The sequence below is a fragment of the Ferrovibrio sp. genome, assembly GCF_965278975.1.
GTDB lineage: Bacteria > Pseudomonadota > Alphaproteobacteria > Ferrovibrionales > Ferrovibrionaceae > Ferrovibrio.
The window spans coordinates 3,113,382-3,137,482 of record NZ_OZ257126.1; the positions used below are offsets into that span (position 1 = coordinate 3,113,382).

The window sequence follows — 24,101 nt, forward strand, 5'->3', positions numbered from 1 at the left end:
GTCGCTCCTTGGGTAAAACGGATTGATCGCTAATCGGCAGCGTCGGCTGCCGTGTCCTTGTCGGCCTTCGCGGCCTCGATCTCGCGCGCCTTGGCCTCAACCAGGCGCACAAGATGCTGCACGATATCTTCGTTCTGCAGCCGGTGCGCCGGCTGGCCGGCGAGATAGACCTGATGCGAGCCCTTGCCGCCGCCGGTGAAGCCGATATCGGTCTCGCGCGCTTCGCCGGGGCCGTTCACCACGCAGCCGATCACGCTCAGCGTCATCGGCGTGGTGATATGCGCCAGGCGCTTCTCAAGCAGTTCCACGGTCTGGATCACATCGAATTGCTGCCGTGCGCAGGACGGGCAGGAAATCACGTTGACGCCGCGATGGCGCAGGTTCATCGACTTCAGCATGTCGAAGCCGACGCGCACTTCCTCCTCCGGCGCCGCAGAGAGCGAGACGCGGAGCGTATCGCCGATGCCGGACCACAGCAGCATGCCAAGCCCAATGGAGGATTTCACCGTGCCGATGCGCTGGCCGCCGGCTTCGGTGATGCCGATATGCAGCGGGTAGTCGCAGGCCTCGGCCAGGCCCTGATAGGCGGCCACGGCGAGGAATACGTCGGAAGCCTTCACGCTGATCTTGAATTCGCGGAAGTCATGGTCTTCCAGGATGCGCGCATGGTCCATGGCGCTTTCCACCATGGCTTCCGGGCAGGGCTCGCCATATTTTTCCAGCAGGTGCTTTTCCAGCGAGCCGGCATTGACGCCGATGCGCATGGAGCAGCCATGGTCCTTGGCCGCCTTCACCACTTCGCGCACGCGCTCGGCCGAGCCGATATTGCCCGGGTTGATGCGCAGACAGGCAGCACCAGCCTGGGCCGCCTCGATGGCGCGCTTGTAGTGGAAATGGATGTCGGCAACGATCGGCACCCGGGCCTGGCGCACGATTTCCTTCAGCGCCGCCGTCGAGGCTTCGTCGGGGCAGGACACGCGCACGATATCGACACCGGCTTCCTCGCAGCGCCGGATCTGTTCCACCGTTGCCTTGACGTCGCTGGTCAGCGTGTTGGTCATGGTCTGCACGGTGATCGGCGCGTCGCCGCCCACCGGCACCTTGCCGACGAAAATCTGCCGCGACTTGCGCCGCTGGATATCGCGATAGGGGCGGATGCTCATGATGGGCGTAACATGGCGCTTTTTGGCGCCGGAGGCAACGGCGGCTACCCGATTTTCAGATGGCAGCTACTCTACTTTCAGGGCGGTTTTCAGCCCCTCGGCATCCAGTGTCACACCGCGTTTCACCTCGCCGGTATCGCCTAAGCGCGGCAGGGCCTTGCCATCCAGGGTGAGCAGGATGCCGCCGGCATTGCCGGTGGCCAAGGTCAGGCCCTCGCGGCCCGGCACGGCATAGGTTTCCCCCGCCGCCATCAGCCGGGTGAACAATGGCTCGTTATTCGGCCCGCGCACCTGCACCCAGCTTTGCGCATCGGCCTTGATCACCACGCGGCCAGGATCGCCACCGAAGCGCGCCGTGCTGGTGGCGGGCGGCGTTGACACCGCAGCCGTTGCCGAGGCCGGCACGGGCGCCGGCACTGGCACCGCAGGCGCGGCAGCCACCACTGGAGCAGGGGCCGGGGTAGGGGGCGGGGCAGGCGTCGCGGCTGGCGAAGTGGCCGGTACCGGTGAAGCAGCCGGGGCTGGTGTTGCCGGAACAGGTGCCGGCGGAACCGGTGCAGCCGGCGCGGTTGCCATGACAGGCGCCGTCACGGCTGTGGCAGGCGATGCACTGGGTGTTGGCGCGGGCGCAGGAACTGATGCGCTGGCTGTTGCGGCCGCCGCCGGTGCAGCCGGTGTGGGTGCCGGGCGTGGCGCGGCCATGATCGGGGTTGGCGGCGGTACCAGATCGGCAAGGCGGCCGGGCACGGCCTTCACCAGTTCGGCGCCGCTGCGGAAGGTTTCCTGATAACGATACCACACGGCATAGGCGCCGATGGCGACGATCAGCGCCAGCAGCACCAGCAGCAGGCGCGGCGTGCGCTGTTCCGGGCGCGGCATCGGGAACACCAGTTCCTTGCGCTGGCGCGCGATGTCGCTTTCAGACTGGAAATTCTGCACCACCTGTTCGGGATCGAGGCCGAGCGTTTCGGCATAGGTGCGCAGGAAGCCGGTGATGTAGATCGGGCCGGGCAGTTCGGTGAAGCGGCCGCCTTCGATGGCATCGAGATGCTGGCGGCGGATGCGGGTGCGCGCAGCCACGTCGACGAGCGACAATCCCTGCCGCTCGCGGACGATCTTCAGGCTGTTGCCGACGCCCTCATAGGGGCCGGCAGTAGAAGCGGCCGGCTTGTCTCCGGCTTCTGCGCTCATGACGGGCTTGATCCCCTTCCGCAACACTTCAACTCACTGCCTTACTCACCGCATCACGCTTTTACAGGCGACCGTATTCCTTCAAACGGTCACCGTAATCGAACGAAAAGAAAACTTTCGGCTCGATTCACAACTGCCAATAGCGGAGCGGATTATTTAAACTATCACACCGTTTTCGCGTGCAAATTCTTCTAATCGTGCACGCAGGCTGTGGTCGGGCAGATAGTAGAGGCCCTCCAAAAATTCCGCAAGCGAGAGAACATCCAGGCTACGGAGCATCTCTTTCACCGGGCCGATGGCATTGGCCGGCATCGACAGCCGTTCGAAGCCGAGGCCGAGCAGCGCCATGGCTTCCAAAGGTCGGCTGCCCATCTCGCCGCACATGGTGAGCGGCTTCTCGTAGGTTTTGCATTGCTGCACCACCCAGCGCAGGAAGCTGACCATGCTGGGGCTGAGCGGATCGTAGCGATCCATCATGCGCGGATTGCCGCGGTCGGTGGCGAACAGGAACTGCATCAGGTCGTTGGAACCGACCGAGACGAAATCGACCAGCGGCAGCAGGGCGGGCAACTGCCAGGCCAGGGCCGGCACTTCCAGCATGGTGCCGACCTTCACATCGCGCGGCACCGGGCGCTTCAGTGCTTTCAGCCGCGCCACTTCGCGGTCCAGCATCTTGCGCGCGCGGCGGAATTCGTCCACCTCGGCAATCATCGGGAACATCACATGCAGCACGCGGCCTTCCGCCGCCTGCAACATGGCGCGCAGTTGCACCTTCAGCAGAGCCGGGCGGTCCAGCGCGATGCGGATGGCGCGCCAGCCCATGGCCGGATTTTCTTCCGGATGCTTGGCGAGATAGGGCAGCACCTTGTCGCCGCCGACATCCAGCGTGCGGAACACCACCGGGCGCTCGCCGGCATGCTCGATCACGCGGCGGTAGATCTGTTCCTGCGCATCGGCCTTCGGCATTGTCGGGCGCACCAGGAACTGCAATTCGGTGCGGTACAGCCCGATGCCATCGGCATTGGTCTCGTCCAGATGCGCCAGGTCGATCAGCAGGCCGGCATTGACCAGCAATGCGATGCGCTTGCCGTCACGGGTGACCGGCGGCTCGTCGCGCTGGGCGGCATATTTCGCCAGCCGTGCCTGGCGCAGATGCAGGCTCTGCTCGAAGGCGCGCACCACATCAGGGCCGGGGCGTACGAAAATCTGCGCATGGTCGCCATCCACCACCACCTGGTCGCCCGGCTCGACGCGGGCAATGGCGCCGCCGATGCCCCCGATCACCGGGATGCCCAGCGCGCGCGCCACGATGGCGACATGGCTGCTGGATGTGCCTTCCTCCAGCACCAGCGCCTGCAGCTTGCGGCGGTCATAGTCCAGCAATTCCGCCGGACCCATCGCCTTGGCGAACAGGATGCCGTTATCGGGCAGGTTCTCCGCCACCGAACGCGCGGTCTTGCCCGAGAGATGCAGCAGCAGGCGGTTGGCCAGATCGTCGAGATCGGCCAGGCGTTCGCGCAGATACGGATCGGTGATCGCCTGCATGCGGTGGCGCGTATCGCCCTGCACGCGCAGCACGGCTGCTTCCGCTGTGAGGCCGGATTCCACCGCGCCGTGCAGCTTGGCCAGCCAGCCGGTGTCATGCGCGAACATCTTATAGGTTTCCAGCACATCGCGGCTCTCGCCGACGATGTCGTCGTCCGGCGCGTCCAGCATCTGGTTCACCTGGTCGCGCATCGAGGCAACGGCGGCATCCAGCCGGCTCTTTTCCAGCGGAATATCGTCGGCGATGGTCTTGGTGATCTGGATGCGCGGCTCGTGCAGCACCGCCTGGCCGATGGCCAGGCCCTCGGACAGCACGCGGCCATCGGCGCGGAACGGCAGCGACGGAGCACGCGCCAGCACGGGGGCATCGTCGGCGCCGACCAGCTGGCCCGAGGCCACCATCTCGGCCAGTACCATCGAAATGGTTTCGAGGACTTCGACTTCTTCCTCGGAATACTGGGTGCGGGTCTTGTTCTGCACCACCAGCACGCCGATCACGCGCGCGTCGCGCTGCAACGGCACGCCAAGCAGCGAATGATAGATCTCTTCGCCGGTTTCCGGCTTATAGGCGAATTGTGGGTGGTTCTGCGCATCCGCCAGCGCCAGCGGGCGGGCATGGGCGGCGATATCGCCGACAAGGCCTTCGCCGACCTTCAGCCGCGTCTTGTGGATTGCTTCCGGGTTCAGACCTTCGGTGGCGTAAAGTTCCAGCTCGTCGTTGCGCAGCAGGTAGACTGAGCAGACTTCCGCCACCATGTTGGCGGCGATGGAGCGCACCACGCGGGCCAGGCGTTCATCGACGCTGCCGGCCTCCGCCATGATCTCGCGCAGGCGGCGCAGCAGGCCACGGGGGCCTGGCGATGGAGCACGCGCGATCATGCCGGGTCTCCCCGGTCCCGATCGCCCGTCCGGATCACTCCGGTCGGCCTGGCGTCGCCCCCAAAATACATCCAGCCCCCTGCATGGTCCGGCGCGATATTACTCGGCGTCGAGACCGAAAGCGGTGTGCAGCGAGCGCACCGCCAGTTCCGTATAGTCGGCGGCAAGCAGCACGCTGACCTTGATTTCAGACGTGGTGATCGCCTGGATGTTGATGCCCTTGTCGGCCAGGGCCTTGAACATCGTATGCGCCACGCCGGCATGGCTGCGCATGCCCACGCCCACCACGCTCACCTTCACCACATTCTTGTCCGGCACCAGCTTGGCCCAGTCGAGCTGGCCCTTCATCTTCTCAAGCTGCGCCACGGCGCGGTCGAGATCGGCACGGCCCAGCGTGAAGGTCATGTCGGTCTTCTTGCCGTCTTCCGAGATGTTTTGCACGATCATGTCGACATTGATGCCGGCATCCGACAGCGGGCCGAAGATCGAGGCCGCGATGCCCGGGCGGTCAGCCACGCCGATCAGCGTGATCTTGGCCTCGTCGGCGGAATAGGTGACACCCGATACGATCTGCTTTTCCACGATCTCTTCCTCATCCACAACGAGCGTGCCGGGCTGATCGGCAAAGCTCGACAGAACCTGCGTGCGCACCCGATGGTTCATCGCCATCTCGACCGAGCGGGTCTGCAGCACCTTGGCGCCCAGCGACGCCAACTCCAGCATCTCCTCGTAGGTGATCTTATCGAGTTTGCGCGCTTTTTTCACGATGCGCGGATCGGCGGTATAGACGCCGTCCACATCGGTATAGATATCGCAGCGGTCGGCCTGCAAGGCTGCGGCCAGAGCCACCGCCGAGGTATCCGAGCCGCCCCGGCCCAGAGTGGCGACGCGGTCTTCCGGGCCCATGCCCTGGAACCCGGCCACCACGGCCACGGTGCCGCCGGCCATGTCGGCCAGCAGGCGTTCGGCCTCGATGCTCTCGATGCGCGCCCGGCCATGCATGCCGTTGGTGCGGATCGGAATCTGCCAGCCCTGCCAGGAACGCGCCTTCACGCCCGCCGCCTGCAGCGCGATGCTGAGCAGGCCGGTGGTCACCTGTTCGCCGGAGGCCACCACCACGTCGTATTCGCGCTGGTCATGCACCGGGTCGATGGCCTTGCACAGGTCCACCAGCTTGTTGGTTTCGCCCGACATGGCGGAGACCACCACCGCCACCTGATGGCCGGCCTCGACTTCGCGCTTCACTTTTTGCGCGACATTCTTGATCCGCTCCACCGAGCCGACCGAGGTGCCGCCGAATTTCATCACCAAGCGCGCCATGCGGCTCGTCCTGTGTCTGGTTCCGTTATAGACTGCGCCTGCCGCCGGCTGACCCGTCCGTTGCCGCGCCGAAGCCCCTGACAGGGCAGCGTAAACGGAGACGGGAAGGGGCCGGAAAAAGGCGCGTATTAATACGCTTGCGCCGTCTGTTTAAGCAAGCCGAGAGGCGAGATAAAGTTACCGCCATGAGTGTCCAGGCCGCCAGTGTCGATCCAGCCGAAATAGAGCGGTTTTCCGCGCTTTCCGCCGAGTGGTGGAATCCGGTGGGAAGTTTCCGTCCGCTGCACAAGTTCAATCCGGTGCGGCTCGGCTTCGTGCGCGATGCCGTGGCCGGGCATTTCGGCCTGGATCCCCTGGGTGACTCGCCGCTCAGCGGCTTGCGGCTGCTGGATATCGGCTGCGGCGGCGGCCTGGTCTCGGAACCGATGGCTCGGCTCGGCGCCAGCGTGGTCGGCGTCGATGCTTCGGAGAAGAATATCGGCGTCGCCCGCCACCATGCTGCCGAATCCGGCCTGGAAATCGACTATCGCTGCACGGCTGCCGAGGAACTGGTGGCGGCGGGCGAGCGTTTCGACGTGATCCTGGCGCTGGAAGTGGTGGAGCATGTCGCCGATCCGGCCGGCTTCTGCCGCGCGCTGGGGCAGATGCTCAAGCCGCCCGCCGCCGGGTATCCGGGCGGATTGCTCGTGGCGGCGACCCTGAACCGCACACCCAAGGCCTATGCGCTCGCCATCGTCGGCGCCGAATACATCCTGCGCTGGCTGCCCGCCGGCACCCATGATTGGAAAAAATTCCTAAAACCCCACGAGCTGGCCAAACTGCTGCGCGATGCCTCACTTAGCGTTACCCAGGTCGCCGGCGCCAGCTATGCACCGCTTTCCGAACGCTGGACCATCAGCCGCGACACCGATGTGAACTATCTCATGGTCGCCGAGAAACGCTGAAGGCTAGGCACACCTACAAGATTCCCATCGGCTTGTTTACTTGATTTCATAAATCCGTACCGAGCTGCGCCCTGCTATAGCGAGTAAATTCGCCACGGGCGAAAGGGCAATGGCGCTTCCCAGTCCCTTTTCTCGAAGCACTTCCATCAATAGTTCAGGCCGATCAGCACGCCAGAGCCGAATCACACCGTCAGACGTGCTGGTGATAATGAAGCGCCCATCAAAACTCCAGGCTATTGTCTGTCGAGACCCAACAACGGCCGCACCGGAAAAATCACCAATATAGTCATGCAGGAGTTCACCTGTTGCCGCATTATAGACTTTAATGTCTGAATGCGCCGACGCCTTGATGCCTGACAAATAGTTTTTTATGAAGGCTACTCTTTTCCCATCGGGACTCCATGCGGTGCCACTTGATCCAGTATCAAACGGATAGAAACTTGCGAGCTGCTGCTTCGATGGAAGCTGGATGATGATTTGGCGACTTTGCTGGCCGAAAGCCAACAGGCTGCCGTCACGACTAAGCGAGACACTATGAGCAAGCACGTCGGTATTGATGATATCTTCGCGAGATCCATCCACCGCATTGTATAAGAAGATATCTTTGCCTCCGACATGGGCGGCCGCTATGCGGTTTCCGGCATAGCTGTACGATAGGGAACGCGGAGCGTTTTTCTGAAGAGCGTGTGGGTCGTCTATTGGGGTCGGCCCATATACATGCCGGTACAAAGCGCCCGACTTTGCATCCCATATGGAAAAGGCAACGGAGCCATTCCAATCCGGCGTTGTCGGCAGATATCCCAAGACCAGAGGCTGCGTTCCGATCAGAGTTACATCTGTGTAGGGGCCGTTTTTTGTGTAGGCCTTTACCAGCTTCTTCCCAGACACCTCCCATACGGCAATGGTGGGGAGTATCTTTGCTCCCAATATTCGTTTTTCAATGCTAAGCAGCCCCGAAGTGGCCAAATGCCGGCCATCCACGCTCCAAGACATGTCGGCAATTTGCTCATGGGGGATGGTAGCAACGAGTTTTAGCGCGGGTGGCTTAGCTGAGGACTGCGCCCAGGCCGTCGGCGCGGCGCAGGCTAACAACAGGACGAGCATAAGGCGCAGCAGCGGCATAGCGGCAGTCTAGCGGCGCTATTGGTGTGCTGTCTCGCCTGGAATCGCGTTTCCTGATTGTCGTGTTCGCGGAGTGTTTCACGTGAAACACTCTTGTCGTTCCCTAGGTGTTTCACGTGAAACACACTCTGGCCGGGTTAACCTATAGGGCGGAAATGCCCTGCTTTCCCCGTATCCTTGCCCCATTGCGGCGTTCCGATGGACTGGTCGATCCCTGAAACAAGGAGAAAGATCATGCTGTATTGGGCTGTCGTATTCTTCGTTCTGGCCATGGTGGCCGCCCTGTTCGGCTTCGGCGGCATCGCCGCCGCCGCCTCCAGCATCGCCCAGATCCTGTTCTTCGTCTTCCTGGTAATCTTTTTCGTTACCTTGGTGATGAGCCTGCTGAGTGGCCGCCGTCCGCCCCTGCCGTAAATCGGGCGCTGCCGTAAAGCCGGTTTCCCGTGAAACGGCCCCGCCTTGGCCCGGGCAATTTGTCCTGGGTCAAGGCGGGGTCATTTTCGGGGCGTAGACTGCCCCCATGCGCATCCAGCCAAACCCGCCCGACCTCGACCGCCTGTTCACCGAGCCATCTCTCGAACGAACTGTCGAGACCCATATCTCCCGGCTCTATCTCTGCGGTGACCGCGTCTACAAGCTGAAGCGGGCCGTGCAACTCCCCTATGTCGATTTCTCCACCCTGGCAAAGCGCCATGAAGCCGCGCGGCAGGAACTTGCGCTGAACCGCCGCACCGCGCCGGCGCTCTATCTCGGCCTGCGTGCCGTGCTCCGCGATGGCCAGGGCCGGCTGCACATGGCGCCGCGCGATGTGGAGCCGGGCGATGCCATTGAGTGGCTGGTGGAGATGCGCCGCTTCAAGGATGACGCGACGCTCGACCGCCAGCTTGCCGCCGGCACGCTCACCCCGGCGCTGATCGAGGCCACGGCGGAAGCCATTGCCGGTTTCCATGCCACCCTGCCGCCGCTGGAGGATGATGCCTTGCGGGCGGTGCGGCGCGTGGCGGCGATGAATAATGAAAGCTTCGCACGGCTGGCCCCGGAAGTGCTTCCGGATAGTGCCGTGGCCGACCTGCGCCAGGAAACCGAGGCGGCCTTGTCGCGCCTGGCCCTGCCGCTGGCACGCCGCAGCGCCGAAGGCCGCGTCCGCCACGGCCATGGCGACCTGCATCTGCGCAACATCTGCCTGCTGGATGGCAAGCCTGTACTGTTCGATTGCCTGGAATTCGATGCCGCATTGGCGCGCACCGATACCGCCTACGATATCGCCTTCCTGCTGATGGACCTGCTGGCGCATAACCGTGTCGATCTCGCCAACCGGGCGCTGAACCGCTACCTGGAGCAGAGCGGCGATGACGGCGCGCTGCCGCTGCTGCCGCTCTATATCTCGCTGCGTGCCGCGATCCGCGCCCATGTCACCGGGTTGCAGCCGAAACAATGGCCCGAGGCGCGGCGCTATCTGGCGCTGGCGCGGCGCGTGCTGCGCCCGGCAACGCCTGTGCTGCTCGCCATCGGTGGCCGTTCCGGCACCGGCAAGACCACGCTGGCCCGCGCGCTGGCGCCGCGCTTCGATGCCGTCTGCGGCGCCGTGGTGCTGCGCTCCGATGTGCTGCGCAAGCGGCTCGCCGGTGTTGCGCCTGCCACCCGGCTCTCGCCGGAAAGCTACACACCGCAGGCCAGCATGCGGGTCTATGCCGCCATGTTGGAACATGCGCGGCAATTGCTTACCGCTGGCGTGCCGGTGATCCTGGATGCGGTATTTGGCAAGCAGTCAGAGCGCGAAGCCGCGGCCAGGCTGGCACTGCACTGCAACGCCGTGTTCCGCGGCCTGTGGCTTGATGGCGGCACCGATCTGCTCTGCCAGCGCGTGGCCGCGCGGCGCGGAGATGCCTCGGATGCCACGCCAGATGTGGTGCGCTTCCAGGCCGATGTGATCGAGCCGCCAGCCGACTGGCTGCATCTCAATGCCGAACATGGTAGCGGCGACCTGGCTGCCCAGGCCGCCGCACGGCTCAATCTGGATTGATGATGCTGACGCTAGAATTTCGGTGCGTCTGGAAACATCTCAATTGTTTTATCATCCCTGTAAAACTTACGGGGAGGGCTTGCCTTTCTCACAAATCCTTCCGCTTTAAGTATGTCGTAGGCCTGAACGATTATGTCGAACCTCTCACGGATTTCCTCATTACTTACCAGAGGCAACTCTGATGAAAGGAACTTCCGCAGTTTCCGCTCGGTGCTACCATACGGAATCTGCAAATCGACAATTTCCACAATGGCGCCTTCCAGATCATCTTTTGCATATGCATAGCGGACCATTGAGGCCACCAAACCGTACGCATCTAGTGTGTAGTCGTGGCTTTCGCGTGGCTGGAGTATCAGAATGCGTTTGGCTCCAGACTGATCACGATAAGCAATCTGCGGCCGCACGGGAAAGCCAACATCAGGCCGCATAAAAATCTTGCGCGCAGTAAGTGGAATAACCACCAAATCTTTTGGTTTCTCCAAACCCAGCAACAATCTCGAGGCTGCAAAGTTTGGGGCCTGTCCTGATGGTGGGCGAATATTTTCGCAGAATTGGCGAATTTGCGCTTCAGTGAAATTACCCTTCGCAATTCTGGGACAGTTATCTCGCGTAGGGTCATAGCTAAATGGCCCTGGAGACTTGAGATTGAAGCCCTCCAGTCCAACTTTGGCGGAATGAAGGGTGCCGTTCATGAGAGTGGGCAAATCAAAATCTGGGGGAATGTTGATGTCGGCCATCACAAGGATATCCAGCTTTTGTTCCTATGCCAGATATACGTTGGATCAGGTATTTTGTGGAGTCATAGTTGTAAATCCACAAAAATAATAGATAAGCTATTGATTCTAAATAAGGCACTTCCGGTCCATCTGAGGCATAAATTTTGCCCTGATGATCGAATCGGTGATTACCATGCCTAGATGGGTTCTTCCGTCAGGTTGATTCCAAACGTAATCCCACGGCCCCCCTTTCTCATGTGACATTTCAGAAAGAACAAACGGCGGGATTTTGACATAGGTATCGAGCATCTTTTTGAGAAAAGACGTTTCCTCGCTATCTAACGTATAGGCGACAGCCTCGTTTTCTCCGGTGTCAAAATTGATACGCTTCGCACGAGATTTGATGGGCCGATCTTTCCAGCTTTTAAAATTCTCATAGACGATGCGAATAACAGGGCCATGTTCCCAAGCCTCAAAGTCGTCCCTTAAAAGAGATTTATTGTGCTCAAGCAAATACGTCGCGTGCGAAAAGTATAAAATTTTCAATATAACAAGATTAGAAAGGCGCAGATTTTTTCGATCTGCGTCATCTAACAGAAAGTTTGCTATCGCACGACTATCGTGTGTCATTGGCTCCAATTATCCCCAGCCCCCCTGTTTCCTACTGACCCTTCACTCCGCCGCCGCCTTGGTATCGGGCGCCGGCTTCCAGCGCAGCACCGGCTTGCGCGCGGCCTGGGTTTCGTCCAGGCGGCGGCGCGGTGTTAGGCGTGGCGCACCCTGGAAGTATTCCGCGTTGCCGCCCGCGCGGGCACGCTCGGCCAAGCCGCGCAGCACGCCGATGAAGTGATCCAGCGCATCCTTGCTTTCCGATTCCGTCGGCTCCACCAGCAGCGCGCCATGCACCACCAGCGGGAAGTAGACGGTCATCGGGTGATAGCCCTCGTCGATCAGTGCCTTGGCGAAATCCAGCGTGGTGACGCCGGTATCCTTCAAGAAAGCATCGTCGAACAGGGCTTCGTGCATGCAGGGGCCTTCAAAGGCCGGGCTCATCACGTCGCCGCAGGTCGCCATCACATAATTGGCCGCCAGCACTGCATCTTCCGCCACGCGCTTGAGGCCGTCGCCGCCATGGCTGAGCATGTAGGCCAGCGCGCGGATGAACATGCCCATCTGGCCGTGGAATGCCTTCATGCGGCCGAAGCTGGTGCCGCTCATGTCGATTTCCACCAGCTTGTAGCCGGCCTGGGTCAGCATCACATAGGGCAGCGGCACGAAATCCATCAGCGCCTTCGACAGCACCACCGGACCCGAGCCGGGGCCGCCGCCACCATGCGGCGTCGAGAAGGTCTTGTGCAGGTTGATATGCATGGCATCGATGCCGAGATCGCCCGGCCGCACCTTGCCGACGATGGCGTTGAAATTGGCGCCATCGCAATAGAAGAAGCCGCCAACGCCATGGATCAGGTCGGCCACCTGCTTGATCTCGCGCTCGAACAGGCCGCAGGTATTCGGATTGGTCAGCATGATCGCCGCCACATCCGGGCCGAGCTTGGCCTTCAGCGCCTCAAGGTCGACGCGGCCATCGGCGGTCGCCGGGATCGGATCGACTTCGTAGCCGCACATCGCCGCCGTGGCGGGATTGGTGCCATGCGCGGATTCAGGTGCCAGGATGCGCTTGCGGGCATCGCCGCGCGCGATCAGGGCGGCACGAATAGCCATCAGGCCGCAGAGTTCGCCATGGGCGCCGGCAGCGGGGCTCATCGCTACCGCCGGCATGCCGGTGAGGCATTTCAGCCAGTCGGCCAGTTCGGCGATCAATTGCAGCGCGCCCTGCACGGTGCTGACCGGCTGCATCGGATGCAAGTCGCCCAGGCCCTTCCAGCGCGCCAGCTTCTCATTCAGGCGCGGGTTATGCTTCATGGTGCAGGAGCCGAGCGGGAACACGCCCATGTCGATGGCGTAGTTCTTGCGGCTCAGGCGCACGAAATGGCGGATCACCTGCGGCTCGGAGAGGCCCGGCAGACCGATCGCGCCTTTGCGGCGCAGGCCGCCGAGGCGCTGGGTCACGGCAGGCGCTTCCGGCAGATCGACGCCGCAGCGGCCTTCCTCGCCCTGCTCGAAGATCAGCGGTTCTTCATGGTCGAGGCCGCGATGACCGCCAATCGTCGCAAGCTGGCCGGTTTCATTCGTGGCATTCGGCGTGGTGGGGCGTCCCTGGCGGTTCAGCATCACAGCACCTCCTCAAGCGCCGCAACCAGCGCCTCGACATCTTCATCCGTGTTGGTCTCGGTGGCGGCAAGCAGCAGCAGGTTCTCTGCCTCCGGTTCGTCGGGCCACAGCCTGGAGGCCGGCACCCCGCCAAGGATGCCCTTGGCCGCCAGTGCTTCCACCACCTGCTTCGCCGGCTTGGGCAGGCGCAGGGTGAATTCGTTGAAGAACGCCTGGTTCAACACTTTGGCACCCTTCAGGCCGTCCAGGCGCTCGGCGAGTTCAACCGCCTTGCCGTGATTGATCTCCGCCAGCCGTACCAGCCCGGCCTCGCCGAGTAGGCTCAGGTGGATGGTGAAGGCCAGCGCGCAGAGGCCGGAATTGGTGCAGATATTCGAGGTCGCCTTCTCGCGGCGGATATGCTGCTCGCGCGCCGAAAGCGTGAGCACGAAGCCGCGCTTGCCGTCCTGGTCCACGGTCTCGCCGCAGAGCCGGCCCGGCATCTGGCGCAGGAATTTCTCCTTCGCCGCGAACAGGCCGACATAGGGTCCGCCGAAGCTCAGCGGCACGCCGATGCTCTGGCCTTCCGCCACCACGATATCGGCGCCCATTTCGCCCGGCGGCGTGATCAGGCCGAGTGATACCACTTCGCTCACCGCCACCACCAGCAGCACGCCCTTGGTCTGGCAGGCCTTGGACAAGGCCGTGAGGTCGCGCACATGGCCGAACAGCGACGGGTTCTGCACCACCACGCAGGCGGTCTGGTCATCGATCAGCGCCGTCAGGTCTTCCGTGCCATCCACATCCATCGGTGCGGCGGTGAAGGGCTGGTCGGTCTGTTGCAGCAGCGTGGTGACGACATCGCGGTAATGCGGATGCAGGCCGCCGGACAGCACCGCCTTGTGCCGCTTGGTGACGCGCTGCGCCATCAGCACGGCTTCGCCGCAGGCGGTGGCACCGTCATAGAGCGAGGCATTGGCCACATCCATGCCGGTGATCAGCGCCACCTGGGTCTGGAATTCAAACAGGTATTGCAGCGTGCCCTGGGCGATCTCGGGCTGATACGGCGTGTAGGAGGTAAGGAATTCGCTGCGCTGGATCAGATGGTCGGCGGCGGCCGGGATATGGTGGCGATAGGCGCCGGCGCCGAGGAAACAGGGCGCATCGGCGGGCGAGAGATTCTTCGCCGCCAGCGCCGCCACATGGCGCTCCACTTCCAGTTCGCCGCGATGTGGCGGCAGGTCGATTTCCGGGTTCAGTGCCTCGGGCGGCACATCCTTGAACAAGGCATCGATATCATCAACGCCGATTGCCGCCAGCATGGCGCGGCGGTCGGCTGCGGTCTGACCAAGATAGCGCATAAGCGATCCTTCAGAGGGTCTTGAGATAGGCGTCGTAGGCGGCGCGGTCCATCAGGCCATCAAGCTCGGCGGCATTGGCGATGGTCAGCTTGAAGAACCAGGCATCGGTTTCGGCGGCCGAATTCACCAGCGCCGGATCGGCTTCCAGCGCGCTGTTGCTCTCGGTGACGCTGCCGCCCACGGGGGCGAAGATTTCGCTCGCCGCCTTCACGGATTCAACCACGGCAATCTCGCCGCCGGCATCCACCTTGCGGCCCGGCTGCGGCAATTCAACGAACACCACATCGCCAAGCTGGCTCTGGGCGTAATCGGTGATGCCTACGGTGCCGGTGCTGCCGTCAACGGCGATCCATTCATGGTCCTTGGTGTAGCGGATAGTGGGCATGGTTTCCTCAGGCTTTGGCGTAGCGCTTGGTGATGAAGGGCAGGGTTACGATCTTGGCCGGCAGCGGCTTGCCGCGTACCAGCAATTGCACCGGCGTACCGGCGGCGGCAAAGGCGGTTTCGACATAGCCCATGGCGACCGGCGCATCGACGCTGGGGCCGAAGCCACCCGAGGTGATGACACCGATCTTGGCGCCATCGGCATTGAGCACGTCGACGCCTTCGCGGGCCGGGGCGCGGCCTTCCGGCTGGATGCCGACACGCTTGCGCGTCACACCACTGGCCAGTTGCTGCTGCACGATGGCGGCGCCGGGATAGCCACCCTCGGCGCGGCGGCGCTTCGAAATCGTCCAGTTCAGCCCGGCCTCGATCGGGGTCGTCGCCGTGTCGATGTCATGGCCGTAAAGGCACAAGCCCGCTTCGAGCCGCAGGCTGTCGCGCGCACCCAGGCCGATGGGCTTCACTTCCGGCTGGCTCAGCAGCCAGCGTGCGAAGGCTTCCGCCTCGCTGGCTGCAATCGAGATTTCGCAGCCATCTTCGCCGGTATAGCCCGAGCGGGTGACGAAGCAGGCATGCGGTCCGAGCTTGATTTCCGCGCCCTGGCCGAATTGCAGCTCGCTCACGGCCCCGTTGAGGCGGCTGAGCACCGCTACCGCTTCGGGTCCTTGCAACGCCAGCAGGGCCAGATCGGGCAGGTATTCGACAGTGCAATCGGGCAGGCCGCTTGTAAGCAGCGCGACGTCTTGCTCTTTACACGCGGCGTTGACGATGACGAACAGGTCATTGGCGCGCTTGTTCACCATCAGATCGTCGAGGATGCCGGCGGCATCGTTGGTGAACACCGTGTAGCGCATGCGGCCCACTTCCAGCGCCACCAGGTCACCCGGCACCAGCCGCTCCAGTGACTTGGCGGGATCGGCGCCCGGAGTCTTGGGGGTAATGCGCACCTGGCCCATATGCGATACGTCGAACAGGCCGGCAGCGGCGCGGGTATGCTTGTGCTCGGTGAGGATGCCGGTGGGATACTGCACCGGCATTTCATAGCCGGCGAAGGGCACCATCTTGCCGCCCAATTCCTTGTGCAGCGCGTTGAGCGGCGTGAATTTGAGGTTTTCGGTATCTGCGCCAGAAGTCGCCACGGGTCCCCACGGATATAAAGAGTCGGTACGGCAGCGGGCTTTCGCCCGTCTGCGCCCCCTCTGTCCGTGGACCTGAGAGATTCGCCTGCTTTCCGTAAGGAGAGCCGACTTACTCCGTCGGTGGGCCGCAGGCTTGTGCCTGTTGCCGCTTTCCAGAGCCTCGCAATGATCCCACGGTCCTTCGGCCTGAGAGTTTCCGGGGCGGTTGCTCCTTCGGCGCGTCGGGCTCGGGTTCCATCTCTGGACCCGCCAACGGCTCTCCCGCGGGATCTAAGCGATGGCCCGAGCATAGGCAGGCGGGCAATCGAGTCAAACCCTTTCGCCCCGCGCTGCGAAAAGCCTGGGGAAAACCCGGGTTGACAGGCAAAAACGGCAGGTTAGGCTTGAGTTATACACAAGCTGCCGGTGCCGACTCGGTGCTGGCGGGAAAGAATGAGCCGGGAGGGCCAGATGAATCCGTTCTTCGTCGAGCAGATGGCGATGTATTCCGCCTATCACCGCGATGCGCGCAACCGCGCCACTCATTTCATCGGCATCCCCGCCATTGTCTTTGCACTGTTCGTCCCGCTGGCCTGGATCAACCTCGGCAGTGTTGCCGGTCTGCCGCTCACCGGCGCGGTGCTGCTCTGGGCCGTGACCGGCCTGTTCTATCTCTGGCTCGACCGCCTGTTCGGCTTCCTCATGCTGCTGGTCAGTCTGGCGCTGCTGGTTGCCGCGCATCAGATCGCCATGATGGGCAGCATGATCGGCTGGAGCGTTTTCGCGCTGGCCTTTGTCGGCGGCTGGATTTTCCAGCTTGTCGGCCATGCCTTCGAGGGCCGCCGCCCGGCGCTGGCCGATAATCTGTTGCAGGCGCTGATCGGCCCGATGTTCCTGGTGGCCGAAACCGCATTCGCCGCCGGCCTCAAGCCGGAACTGCATGAAGCGGTGGAAGCGCGCTGGCAGCATTACTCGGTGGGTGCGATGCAGGAACGTGCTGCTGCTGCGCATTGAGTTCCAGAAAAGCGAGGCTGGTGTGAACCCGCGCTGGACGCGTCGGCCCGAAGGGTCGACCTGGGGTGATTTCGGCCCGGACGATCAGATCGGCCGGCTGAATCTGATCACGGCTGAAAAGACCCTCCAGGGTATCGCCGAGGTGCGCGAGGGGCGGCGCTTCTGCCTCTCCCTGCCGCTGGAATATCCCGGCGGTAATCTGCTCAATCCGCGCCGCTTCCCACCGCGCCTGTTCGCCACCGGGCGCGGCGACCGCGCTAACATGGTGCATCGCCTGTCGCTCTATGATGTGCGCCACAATGATGTGATGTGCGACGACCTGGCGCTGATCTACCTGCAATACTCCACGCAATGGGACAGCTTCGCCCATGCTGGCCAGATGTTTGATGCCGATGGCGATGGCGTGCCGGAGCCGTGTTTCTACAATGGCTATCGCGGCGGCGTGGAAATCCCGGAAGCCATCGACCATGGCGGCGAGCCGAGGCCGGACCGGTTCGAACAACCCGGCGTGAAGGCGCTCGGTGTCGAGAATTTTGCCAGGCATGGCGTGCAGGGGCGCGGCGTGCTGGTCAACCTGTTCGATCTGGTGGGCGAGGCGCGCAGCTGGGTCGGCTATGACATCCTGATGCGTGCCATGGAAACGCAGCGCGCCGAAATCGAAAGCGGCGACATGCTCTGCCTCTATACCGGCTTCGGCGATACGCTGCTGAGCATGCAGGCGAGGCCCGACCGCCAGCGGCTGGAGAATTCCAATGCCGTGATCGATGGCCGCGATGGCAGGCTGCTGAACTGGATCAGCGACAGCGGCGTTGCGGCGCTGATCGCCGATAATTACGCCGTCGAGGGCTTGCCGGCCAAGGATGTGTCGGCCAGCGAGGGCAGCCATGCCGCCTTGCCGTTGCATGAACATTGCCTGTTCAAGCTCGGCGTGCCGCTCGGTGAAATCTGGTATCTCTCCGAACTCGCCGCCTGGCTCAAGGCGGTGGGCCGCAGCCGCTTCCTGCTCACGGCGCCGCCGCTCAGGCTGACCGGCGCGGTCGGCTCGCCGGTGACGCCCATCGCCACGGTATAAAGCGGCCACAGTGTAGGTTGTGGTGGCGTGCAACTGTTGCGTTATTGGCGCGCACTTGTTTGTGAACCTACAGACTATTGCTAGGTGATTTCGCCCGGCCTCCTTACCGTTTGACTTGGTGTTTGCCAGAAATCACCGGAAATCAAACGGGGGGGTGCGTCATGGCATGGTTCCGTAACCTTGGCCTGCTGACCAAGCTGCTTGGCGTTGTCACCATTCTCATTTTCACGGCGGGCTTGATGGCCTATGGCGGCGTGAACGCGCTGGCCCAGATGGAGCGCGCGCTGGTTCGCATTGATGATGCCGCCACCCGGCTGGAACATGCCGGGCGCGGCACGGTGAATCTGGTGCAGTTCGTGCGCATGGCCGAGGCGATGACGCGCCGGCTCGATCCGCCTTTGCGCGATACCGTGATCAAGACTGCCGATGATGAACTGACTCGCTATCAGAGCCGCATGGAGCGGCTGAAACCGCTGATCAATACCGATGCCGACCGCAAGGATTTCGCTGACATGCAGGCGGCGGTGGACCGGTATATCCCACTTTATCGCAGCGCCCGCGAGACCAGCGACAAGGGCGATTTCGCGGCTGCCGAAGCCACGATCATTGCCGCCTCGGCGCAGTTCAACGCCGCGCGCCAGAGCCTGCGCAATATCGAGGACCGCTATAACAAGCAGCAGGAGGAAGTGCAGAAAGCGGCCCTGGCGGAAGCCAGGGGAACGCGCGCCGAACTGATCATCATCGCCGTGATCGGCTGCGCCGCCGGTCTGGCGCTGGCGCTGGGTATCGTGCTGCTCGGCGTTACCCGGCCATTGCAGCGCATGATTGCGGCAATGCAGCGCCTGGCCGACGGCCATCTCGATGCCCAGGTGCCGGTGTTGCAGCAGACCGACGAGGTTGGCCGTATCGGTGCGGCCTTGGTGGTGTTCAAGGAAAACGCGGTTGAGAAGCAGCGCGCGGAAGAGGAAATCGCCGCGCGGCGGCAGGAGGCCGAGGCACAGCGCGCGGCGCGCGAGGCGCGCGAGCGCCAGGCAGCAGCGGAAGTTGCGGAACTCTGCCGCCGCATCACGGCGGGCGACCTCTCGACGCGCCTGAATGAAACCGACAAGGATGGCTTCCTGCTGACCTTGAGCCAGGAACTCAACCGCCTTTCCGGCACGCTTGGCACCGTTACCGGCGGGCTCGCCAGCGTGATGGAGACCATGGCCGATGGCGACCTGACGCGGCAGGTGGAAGGCGAATACCAGGGGGTGTTCGCCACGCTGAAGAACAGTGCCAACAGCATGGCCTCGCGCCTGCGCGAATTCGCCGGCAGGCTGTTGCAGACGACGGAAGCGGTGCATGGCGCGGCCGCCGAGATTTCCACCGGTAGCCAGGATCTTGCTGGCCGCACCGAATCCCAGGCCGCCAGCATCGAGGAAACCGCCGCCTCGATGCATGAGATCACCACGACGGTGAGGCAGAATGCGGATAATGCCCAGGCCGCCAACCAGCTTGCCACCACAGCGCGGGATACCGCCGAGACCGGCGGCAAGGTGGTGGGCGATGCAGTGGCCGCCGTAACGCAGATCGAGGAGAGCGCACGCAGGATTTCCGATATCGTGGCGCTGATCGACGAGATCGCCTTCCAGACCAATCTGCTGGCGCTGAATGCCAGCGTGGAGGCGGCCCGCGCTGGTGAAGCAGGGAAGGGCTTTGCCGTTGTGGCGCAGGAAGTGCGGGCCCTGGCGCAACGCTCGGCCAGTGCCTCGAAGGACATCAAGGCGCTGATCTCGGAATCCAACGCCCAGGTCAAGACCGGTGCCACTCTGGTCAACCGCGCCGGCCAGTCGCTGGTGGACATTGTTGCGGCAATCAAGAAGGTGTCGGATATCGTCGCCGAGATTGCGGCCGCCAGCCGCGAGCAGGCCACGGGACTGGATCAGATCAACACTGCCGTGGGCAGCATGGACGAAATGACCCAGCGCAATGCCGCCCTGGTTGAGGAAACCACGGCGGCGGCACAGTCGCTCACCACCCAGGCGCAGGAACTGGCGGCCCTGGTGCGCTTCTTCAAAACCTGAGCCGGATCGGCTAGCCTCTCCGCACGCTGATAGCTGAAGGAGAGGGCGGCAGTATGAATGGTGCGGAAAGTCTGGTGCGGTCGCTGGTGGCGAGCGATGTGGAAATCTGCTTCGCCAATCCCGGCACTTCGGAAATGCATTTCGTCGCCGCGCTGGATCATGTGCCCGGCATCCGCTGCGTGCTGGCGCTGGCCGAAGGCGTGGTCACCGGTGCCGCCGATGGCTATGCAAGGCTTGCCGGCAAGCCCGCCGCCACCTTGCTGCATCTCGGCCCCGGCCTCGCCAATGGCCTGTCCAACCTGCATAACGCGCGCAAGGCCAACTCGCCCATCGTCAACGTGGTGGGCGAACATGCCACCTATCATCTGCAATACGACGCGCCGCTGACTTCCGATATCGATGGTATCGCCCGCCCGGTCTCGGCCTGGATCGGCCGGGCCGCCACGGCTGATGATGTCGGCCCGCTGGGTGCCCAAGCCGTGGCCGCCGCAATGACCGGTGCCGGCGGCGTTGCCACCATGATCCTGCCCGCCGATACGGCCTGGAACGAAGCCGCCGCCGTGGCGCCGAAAGTGGCCGTGGCGCCGCGCCGCAAGGTGGATGATGCCGCCATCCAGGCCGGCGCTGCCGCGCTGAAGGCCGGCGGCAGGAACGCCATGCTGCTGCTCGGCGGCAAGGCCCTGCTGGCGCGCGGCATCATGCTGGCCGGCCGCATCCAGGCGACTACCGGCTGCCGGGTTTCCAGCCAGGGCAGCAATGCCCGCATCGAGCGCGGCCCGCATCTGCCGGAGATCGGCCGCATCCCCTATGTGCTGGATGTGGCGCTGGGCTATCTCAAGGATGTGCAGCAACTGGTGATGGTGGGTGCCAAGAATCCGGTGGCCTTCTTCGCCTATCCGAACCGCCCGAGCGAATTGCTGCCCGATGGCAGCCTGCGCGTGCCGGTGGCCGCCATCGAGGATGATGTGGAAGATGCGCTGGAACGCATCGCCGCGGCATTAGGCGCGCCTGCGGATTTCACGATTGCGCCGAAGCCGGCCCTGCCGCCGATGCCGAGTGGCCCGGTGACCCTGGATGGCATTGCCGCCGTGCTGGCCAACCTGATGCCTGACAACGCCATCATCGTTGATGAATCGATCACCACCGGGCGCGGCATTTTCGGTGCCATGGCCGGCGGTCCGCGCCATGACTGGCTACAGAATATGGGCGGCTCGATCGGCTATTCGCTGCCTGTGGCTCTGGGCGCGGCGCTGGCGGCGCCGGACCGCAAGGTGGTGGCACTGACCGGCGACGGCAGCGCGTTCTACACCGAGCAGGCTTTATGGAGCTTCGCGCGTGAGAATGTGGATGTTACCGCCGTGATCTTCGCCAACCGGCGCTACGCCATCCTGCAGGGCGAGTTGACCAATGTCGGCGTCGGCAATCCGGGGCCGCGCGCCATCGACATGCTGACGCTGGACCGCCCCAATCCCGATTGGGTGAAGCTGGCCGAAGGCCATGGCGTCGCGGCTGAGCGCGCCACGGATCTCGATGGCTTCGCGGCCGCGCTCAAGCGATCTTTCGCCCAGCGCGGCCCGCGCCTGATCGAACTGGTGTTTTAAAATCGCAACCAATACATACCGTCATGCCCCGCTTCAGGCGGGGCATCCACGTCTTGCTTTCTTGTCTTTAAAAAGAAACTCGTGGATGGCCCGCCTGAAGCGGGCCATGACGATCCCTTTTTTTGCGCGAACTTAAGCCGCGACCCCGAGCGCCTGCAGCAGCGGCAGGCGGTCGAGGAAGATTTTTGCGTCGGCGGCAAGCTGGGTGATGTTCTCATCCTCGCTTTGCAGCGTCTTGCCGTCCTTCACCACGCGCTGGCCGATGGCGGTCATGATCGCCCAGGCGCCCTTGGCCAGCGTGGTGGCATCCGGCGCCTTCTTGCTCTTCTGCTCGGCAAGGGCGGCAAGGAACATCTGCTGCAAACGCGGCACCGGCACACCGGCGCCCAGCACCGGCGAAGCCATGCACATCACCTCGGTATGCTCGCGGGCCATCTTCAGCAGGGCGGCATTGAACTTCTGTGCTGACGGCACGGCGGCAGCGGCTTCATCCGCACTCTGCGCCGCGGCAGCATGGTTGGCGCCGATCAGCAGGGTCACCGCCTGGATGATCTGCAACGGGTTTATATTCTTCGGCGCCAGCACCGGCACCAGTTCGCCCAGCGTCTTGGCGCGGTAATTATCCGATGCCAGGGCCTCGATCAGCGGCGTGTAGACCGCCGGGCTCAGGTTCACTTCGCCGATGGCCGCATTGAGTTTCAGCGGCACTTCGCCGGCAAGGTTGGTAAGCGCCACACGGCTCTGCATCAGCAGGGCGGTGCGTTCCGGCATGCTCAGCAGGCGCTGGCCCCGGGTGAAGATATCGCGGCGGAACACCTGATTGACCACGAAATCGCGGGCGCTTTCGCGCAGCAGCGGGTTCTGGATGCTGGCCAGCATCTGCCGCGACTGTTCGTTGAAATTCACGTTGTCGATATGGTCGAGCAGGTTGGAAGGCGCCGCGTAGCCCAGCTTGGCGGTTTCCAGATGCCGCACCGCATCGGCGAAATACATCGGCTTCCAGTCGGCGTTGAAATACTCATGCGCCAGATAATTGGCCGGCTTGTCCTTCAGGCCCTTGAGGCGGTCGCGCGCGCCAGGTACCTGGCGGAAGAATGCGGCGCCGGCCGTATCCACCTGCTCGCCGAAGGCAATCGCGGCCTGGATGCGCTTCTGGATGCCCTGTTCGGCGCTGCCGGCCAGGTCTTCATGCAGCTTCATCAGGTGGCGCACCGGCATCGAGGCCGACCAGCCCGGCAGCGTGTTGTAGGACATATAGACCGCGCCGCCGACCGCCAGATGCTTGCGGATGATCGCCACGATCGTGTCGCGGTGCTTGTCGGAAACCCAGGTCCAGATGCCGTGCAGGGTGATGAAGTCGAATTTCGGCAGGTCGTCGCGTTCCAGCAGATCGGCGAAGCCATCATCGAGCAGGTTGGCGCCGTTGCCGCCGGCCTTGGCCAGCGCGCGGGCACCGGCGGCCTGATTCGGGTTGAAATCGGTGCCCCAGAAGGAGCCCCGGTTGGAGGCGGCATGGATATTGACGCTGACACCCTGGCCGAAGCCCAGTTCCAGGTAGTTCACCGGCCCGGAGGGGGGCGGAGCGATGCCGCGCAGCAGCAGGGCAAGGCGCAGATGCGCCGGGGCCAGTTCACGGTAATAGCCGTAGGTATAGTCGATTTCCGCAACGTATCCGGCGGTCCAGTCAGGCTGCACAGGCCACTCCCCAGTTATTCAACCCTAGGAGTGTACCAGAAAAGACTTCCGCTTTATTAAGGGCGCCGGGAAACAGGGGCTTTTTCGCCGTTGACAGGCCCGGACCGGCTTTGTATGGTCCGCCCGCTTTTCGCGCCGGTGCGGCCAGTCGCGCCGGCCTTTTCGTAGCCCTTCACGGGCAGGACTAGATCTAAGGTTAGTGTCATGAAGGTCATCAATTCGCTGAAGTCCGCCAAGACCCGCCATCGCGATTGCCGCGTGGTGCGCCGCAAGGGCCGCGTCTACGTCATCAACAAGACCAACCCGCGCTTCAAGGCCCGCCAGGGCTGATAGCGCGCCGGGCGCCGCTTCCGGCGCCGGCTTAAGGTTCTCATACGGCCTGGACGACTCCGTCGTCCGGGCCGTTTCTCGTTCTGGGTATGATGTTTTCGGGATTGTATCGGCGCGGATATCAGACCAAATCCCCCTTGCGCCGCATACTGGCCGAACATATGCGGTCCATTGTGGCGAAGATGTCCTTTGCTGGCCGCCCATAAGCTACTGGCAAAGCAGGATATTGCTGCCCAGGAGGGGCCCCATGGGGGCATAAACATACGGTTTTAATTTTCTGTTCGTCTGTGCTGTGCCGGATCAAACACTAATATGTTGCAAAAATCGGGAAAGATGTTGGAGAAATCGA

The 24,101-nt window shown here is 63.2% G+C and carries 20 protein-coding genes and 1 riboswitch; of the genes, 8 read left to right on the forward strand and 12 right to left on the reverse strand.

The genetic code is table 11. The annotated features are described in order from the left end of the window. Positions 1 to 29: 29 nt before the first annotated feature. The 4 genes from ispG to ACQY7X_RS14835 all read right to left on the reverse strand — a co-directional run bounded on the left by ispG (position 30) and on the right by ACQY7X_RS14835 (position 6,098). A complete protein-coding gene (gene ispG / locus ACQY7X_RS14820) occupies positions 30 to 1,163 on the reverse strand; it encodes a flavodoxin-dependent (E)-4-hydroxy-3-methylbut-2-enyl-diphosphate synthase (RefSeq protein ID WP_428246187.1) in 1,134 nt (377 codons plus the stop codon). Positions 1,164 to 1,229: 66 nt separating this feature from the next. Then, positions 1,230 to 2,354 (reverse strand): helix-turn-helix domain-containing protein, encoded by a 1,125-nt coding sequence (locus tag ACQY7X_RS14825; RefSeq protein WP_428246188.1) that lies wholly within the window; start codon positions 2,352 to 2,354, stop codon positions 1,230 to 1,232. A 156-nt stretch (positions 2,355 to 2,510) separates the two neighbouring features. Continuing rightward, on the reverse strand, positions 2,511 to 4,778 hold the full coding sequence (gene ptsP, locus ACQY7X_RS14830) for a phosphoenolpyruvate--protein phosphotransferase (protein WP_428246189.1): 2,268 nt from the start codon (positions 4,776 to 4,778) through the stop codon (positions 2,511 to 2,513). Between the two features lie 99 nt (positions 4,779 to 4,877). Further along, positions 4,878 to 6,098, reverse strand: coding sequence for an aspartate kinase (locus ACQY7X_RS14835; RefSeq protein ID WP_428246190.1), 1,221 nt, complete (start codon positions 6,096 to 6,098; stop codon positions 4,878 to 4,880). Positions 6,099 to 6,283: 185 nt separating this feature from the next. On the opposite strand from ACQY7X_RS14835, the gene ubiG reads away from it, so the two are divergent. Beyond that, positions 6,284 to 7,042 (forward strand): bifunctional 2-polyprenyl-6-hydroxyphenol methylase/3-demethylubiquinol 3-O-methyltransferase UbiG, encoded by a 759-nt coding sequence (gene ubiG / locus ACQY7X_RS14840; protein ID WP_428246191.1) that lies wholly within the window; start codon positions 6,284 to 6,286, stop codon positions 7,040 to 7,042. Between the two features lie 36 nt (positions 7,043 to 7,078). Here ubiG and ACQY7X_RS14845 read toward each other — a convergent pair whose 3' ends face one another. Further along, positions 7,079 to 8,164, reverse strand: a complete 1,086-nt coding sequence (locus tag ACQY7X_RS14845; RefSeq protein ID WP_428246192.1) for a WD40 repeat domain-containing protein — start codon at positions 8,162 to 8,164, stop codon at positions 7,079 to 7,081. Between the two features lie 234 nt (positions 8,165 to 8,398). Between ACQY7X_RS14845 and ACQY7X_RS14850 the strand changes: the two genes are divergently transcribed. Both ACQY7X_RS14850 and ACQY7X_RS14855 read left to right on the forward strand, forming a co-directional pair. Then, positions 8,399 to 8,578 (forward strand): DUF1328 family protein, encoded by a 180-nt coding sequence (locus ACQY7X_RS14850; protein WP_428246193.1) that lies wholly within the window; start codon positions 8,399 to 8,401, stop codon positions 8,576 to 8,578. A gap of 106 nt (positions 8,579 to 8,684) precedes the next feature. Beyond that, on the forward strand, positions 8,685 to 10,187 hold the full coding sequence (locus ACQY7X_RS14855; RefSeq protein ID WP_428246194.1) for an AAA family ATPase: 1,503 nt from the start codon (positions 8,685 to 8,687) through the stop codon (positions 10,185 to 10,187). 11 nt (positions 10,188 to 10,198) lie between these two features. On the opposite strand, the gene ACQY7X_RS14860 is transcribed toward ACQY7X_RS14855, so the two are convergent. The 6 genes from ACQY7X_RS14860 to gcvT all read right to left on the reverse strand — a co-directional run bounded on the left by ACQY7X_RS14860 (position 10,199) and on the right by gcvT (position 15,998). Then, positions 10,199 to 10,924 (reverse strand): hypothetical protein, encoded by a 726-nt coding sequence (locus ACQY7X_RS14860; RefSeq protein ID WP_428246195.1) that lies wholly within the window; start codon positions 10,922 to 10,924, stop codon positions 10,199 to 10,201. Positions 10,925 to 11,029: 105 nt separating this feature from the next. Then, a complete protein-coding gene (locus tag ACQY7X_RS14865) occupies positions 11,030 to 11,533 on the reverse strand; it encodes a Panacea domain-containing protein (RefSeq protein WP_428246196.1) in 504 nt (167 codons plus the stop codon). 42 nt (positions 11,534 to 11,575) lie between these two features. After that, complete coding sequence (gene gcvPB / locus ACQY7X_RS14870) at positions 11,576 to 13,135, reverse strand: aminomethyl-transferring glycine dehydrogenase subunit GcvPB (RefSeq protein ID WP_428246197.1); 1,560 nt, start codon at positions 13,133 to 13,135, stop codon at positions 11,576 to 11,578. After that, positions 13,135 to 14,475, reverse strand: a complete 1,341-nt coding sequence (gene gcvPA / locus ACQY7X_RS14875) for an aminomethyl-transferring glycine dehydrogenase subunit GcvPA (RefSeq protein WP_428246198.1) — start codon at positions 14,473 to 14,475, stop codon at positions 13,135 to 13,137. The genes gcvPB and gcvPA overlap by 1 nt, the downstream gene beginning before the upstream one ends. Positions 14,476 to 14,485: 10 nt before the next feature. Further along, positions 14,486 to 14,860, reverse strand: coding sequence for a glycine cleavage system protein GcvH (gene gcvH, locus ACQY7X_RS14880; RefSeq protein ID WP_428246199.1), 375 nt, complete (start codon positions 14,858 to 14,860; stop codon positions 14,486 to 14,488). 7 nt (positions 14,861 to 14,867) lie between these two features. Beyond that, a complete protein-coding gene (gcvT, locus tag ACQY7X_RS14885) occupies positions 14,868 to 15,998 on the reverse strand; it encodes a glycine cleavage system aminomethyltransferase GcvT (RefSeq protein WP_428246200.1) in 1,131 nt (376 codons plus the stop codon). Positions 15,999 to 16,162: 164 nt separating this feature from the next. After that, positions 16,163 to 16,272: riboswitch (glycine riboswitch) on the reverse strand. A gap of 176 nt (positions 16,273 to 16,448) precedes the next feature. Here gcvT and ACQY7X_RS14890 point away from each other — a divergent pair. The 4 genes from ACQY7X_RS14890 to ACQY7X_RS14905 all read left to right on the forward strand — a co-directional run bounded on the left by ACQY7X_RS14890 (position 16,449) and on the right by ACQY7X_RS14905 (position 21,727). Continuing rightward, positions 16,449 to 16,991, forward strand: a complete 543-nt coding sequence (locus ACQY7X_RS14890; protein WP_428246201.1) for a DUF962 domain-containing protein — start codon at positions 16,449 to 16,451, stop codon at positions 16,989 to 16,991. Then, a complete protein-coding gene (locus ACQY7X_RS14895; RefSeq protein WP_428246202.1) occupies positions 16,972 to 18,063 on the forward strand; it encodes a cyclase family protein in 1,092 nt (363 codons plus the stop codon). Before ACQY7X_RS14890 ends, ACQY7X_RS14895 begins: the two co-directional genes overlap by 20 nt. A gap of 161 nt (positions 18,064 to 18,224) precedes the next feature. Next, entirely contained in the window at positions 18,225 to 20,126 is a 1,902-nt protein-coding gene (locus ACQY7X_RS14900; RefSeq protein WP_428246203.1) for a methyl-accepting chemotaxis protein, read from the forward strand. 53 nt (positions 20,127 to 20,179) lie between these two features. After that, a complete protein-coding gene (locus ACQY7X_RS14905) occupies positions 20,180 to 21,727 on the forward strand; it encodes an acetolactate synthase large subunit (RefSeq protein WP_428246204.1) in 1,548 nt (515 codons plus the stop codon). Positions 21,728 to 21,859: 132 nt separating this feature from the next. On the opposite strand, the gene ACQY7X_RS14910 is transcribed toward ACQY7X_RS14905, so the two are convergent. Further along, positions 21,860 to 23,422, reverse strand: coding sequence for a class I SAM-dependent methyltransferase (locus ACQY7X_RS14910; RefSeq protein ID WP_428246205.1), 1,563 nt, complete (start codon positions 23,420 to 23,422; stop codon positions 21,860 to 21,862). Positions 23,423 to 23,626: 204 nt separating this feature from the next. Between ACQY7X_RS14910 and ykgO the strand changes: the two genes are divergently transcribed. After that, complete coding sequence (gene ykgO / locus ACQY7X_RS14915) at positions 23,627 to 23,752, forward strand: type B 50S ribosomal protein L36 (protein WP_290980092.1); 126 nt, start codon at positions 23,627 to 23,629, stop codon at positions 23,750 to 23,752. Positions 23,753 to 24,101: the final 349 nt, after the last annotated feature.

Coding starts and splice junctions, on each gene's coding strand:
- gcvPB (WP_428246197.1), bottom strand. CDS start 13,135: ATGCTGAACCGCCAGGGACGCCCCACCACGCCGAATGCCACGAATGAA.
- ACQY7X_RS14835 (WP_428246190.1), bottom strand. CDS start 6,098: ATGGCGCGCTTGGTGATGAAATTCGGCGGCACCTCGGTCGGCTCGGTG.
- ACQY7X_RS14855 (WP_428246194.1), top strand. CDS start 8,685: ATGCGCATCCAGCCAAACCCGCCCGACCTCGACCGCCTGTTCACCGAG.
- ACQY7X_RS14900 (WP_428246203.1), top strand. CDS start 18,225: ATGGCATGGTTCCGTAACCTTGGCCTGCTGACCAAGCTGCTTGGCGTT.
- gcvPA (WP_428246198.1), bottom strand. CDS start 14,475: ATGCGCTATCTTGGTCAGACCGCAGCCGACCGCCGCGCCATGCTGGCG.
- ACQY7X_RS14860 (WP_428246195.1), bottom strand. CDS start 10,924: ATGGCCGACATCAACATTCCCCCAGATTTTGATTTGCCCACTCTCATG.
- ACQY7X_RS14850 (WP_428246193.1), top strand. CDS start 8,399: ATGCTGTATTGGGCTGTCGTATTCTTCGTTCTGGCCATGGTGGCCGCC.
- ACQY7X_RS14890 (WP_428246201.1), top strand. CDS start 16,449: ATGAATCCGTTCTTCGTCGAGCAGATGGCGATGTATTCCGCCTATCAC.
- ACQY7X_RS14905 (WP_428246204.1), top strand. CDS start 20,180: ATGAATGGTGCGGAAAGTCTGGTGCGGTCGCTGGTGGCGAGCGATGTG.
- ubiG (WP_428246191.1), top strand. CDS start 6,284: ATGAGTGTCCAGGCCGCCAGTGTCGATCCAGCCGAAATAGAGCGGTTT.
- ykgO (WP_290980092.1), top strand. CDS start 23,627: ATGAAGGTCATCAATTCGCTGAAGTCCGCCAAGACCCGCCATCGCGAT.
- ispG (WP_428246187.1), bottom strand. CDS start 1,163: ATGAGCATCCGCCCCTATCGCGATATCCAGCGGCGCAAGTCGCGGCAG.
- ptsP (WP_428246189.1), bottom strand. CDS start 4,778: ATGATCGCGCGTGCTCCATCGCCAGGCCCCCGTGGCCTGCTGCGCCGC.
- ACQY7X_RS14845 (WP_428246192.1), bottom strand. CDS start 8,164: ATGCCGCTGCTGCGCCTTATGCTCGTCCTGTTGTTAGCCTGCGCCGCG.
- gcvH (WP_428246199.1), bottom strand. CDS start 14,860: ATGCCCACTATCCGCTACACCAAGGACCATGAATGGATCGCCGTTGAC.
- ACQY7X_RS14825 (WP_428246188.1), bottom strand. CDS start 2,354: ATGAGCGCAGAAGCCGGAGACAAGCCGGCCGCTTCTACTGCCGGCCCC.
- ACQY7X_RS14865 (WP_428246196.1), bottom strand. CDS start 11,533: ATGACACACGATAGTCGTGCGATAGCAAACTTTCTGTTAGATGACGCA.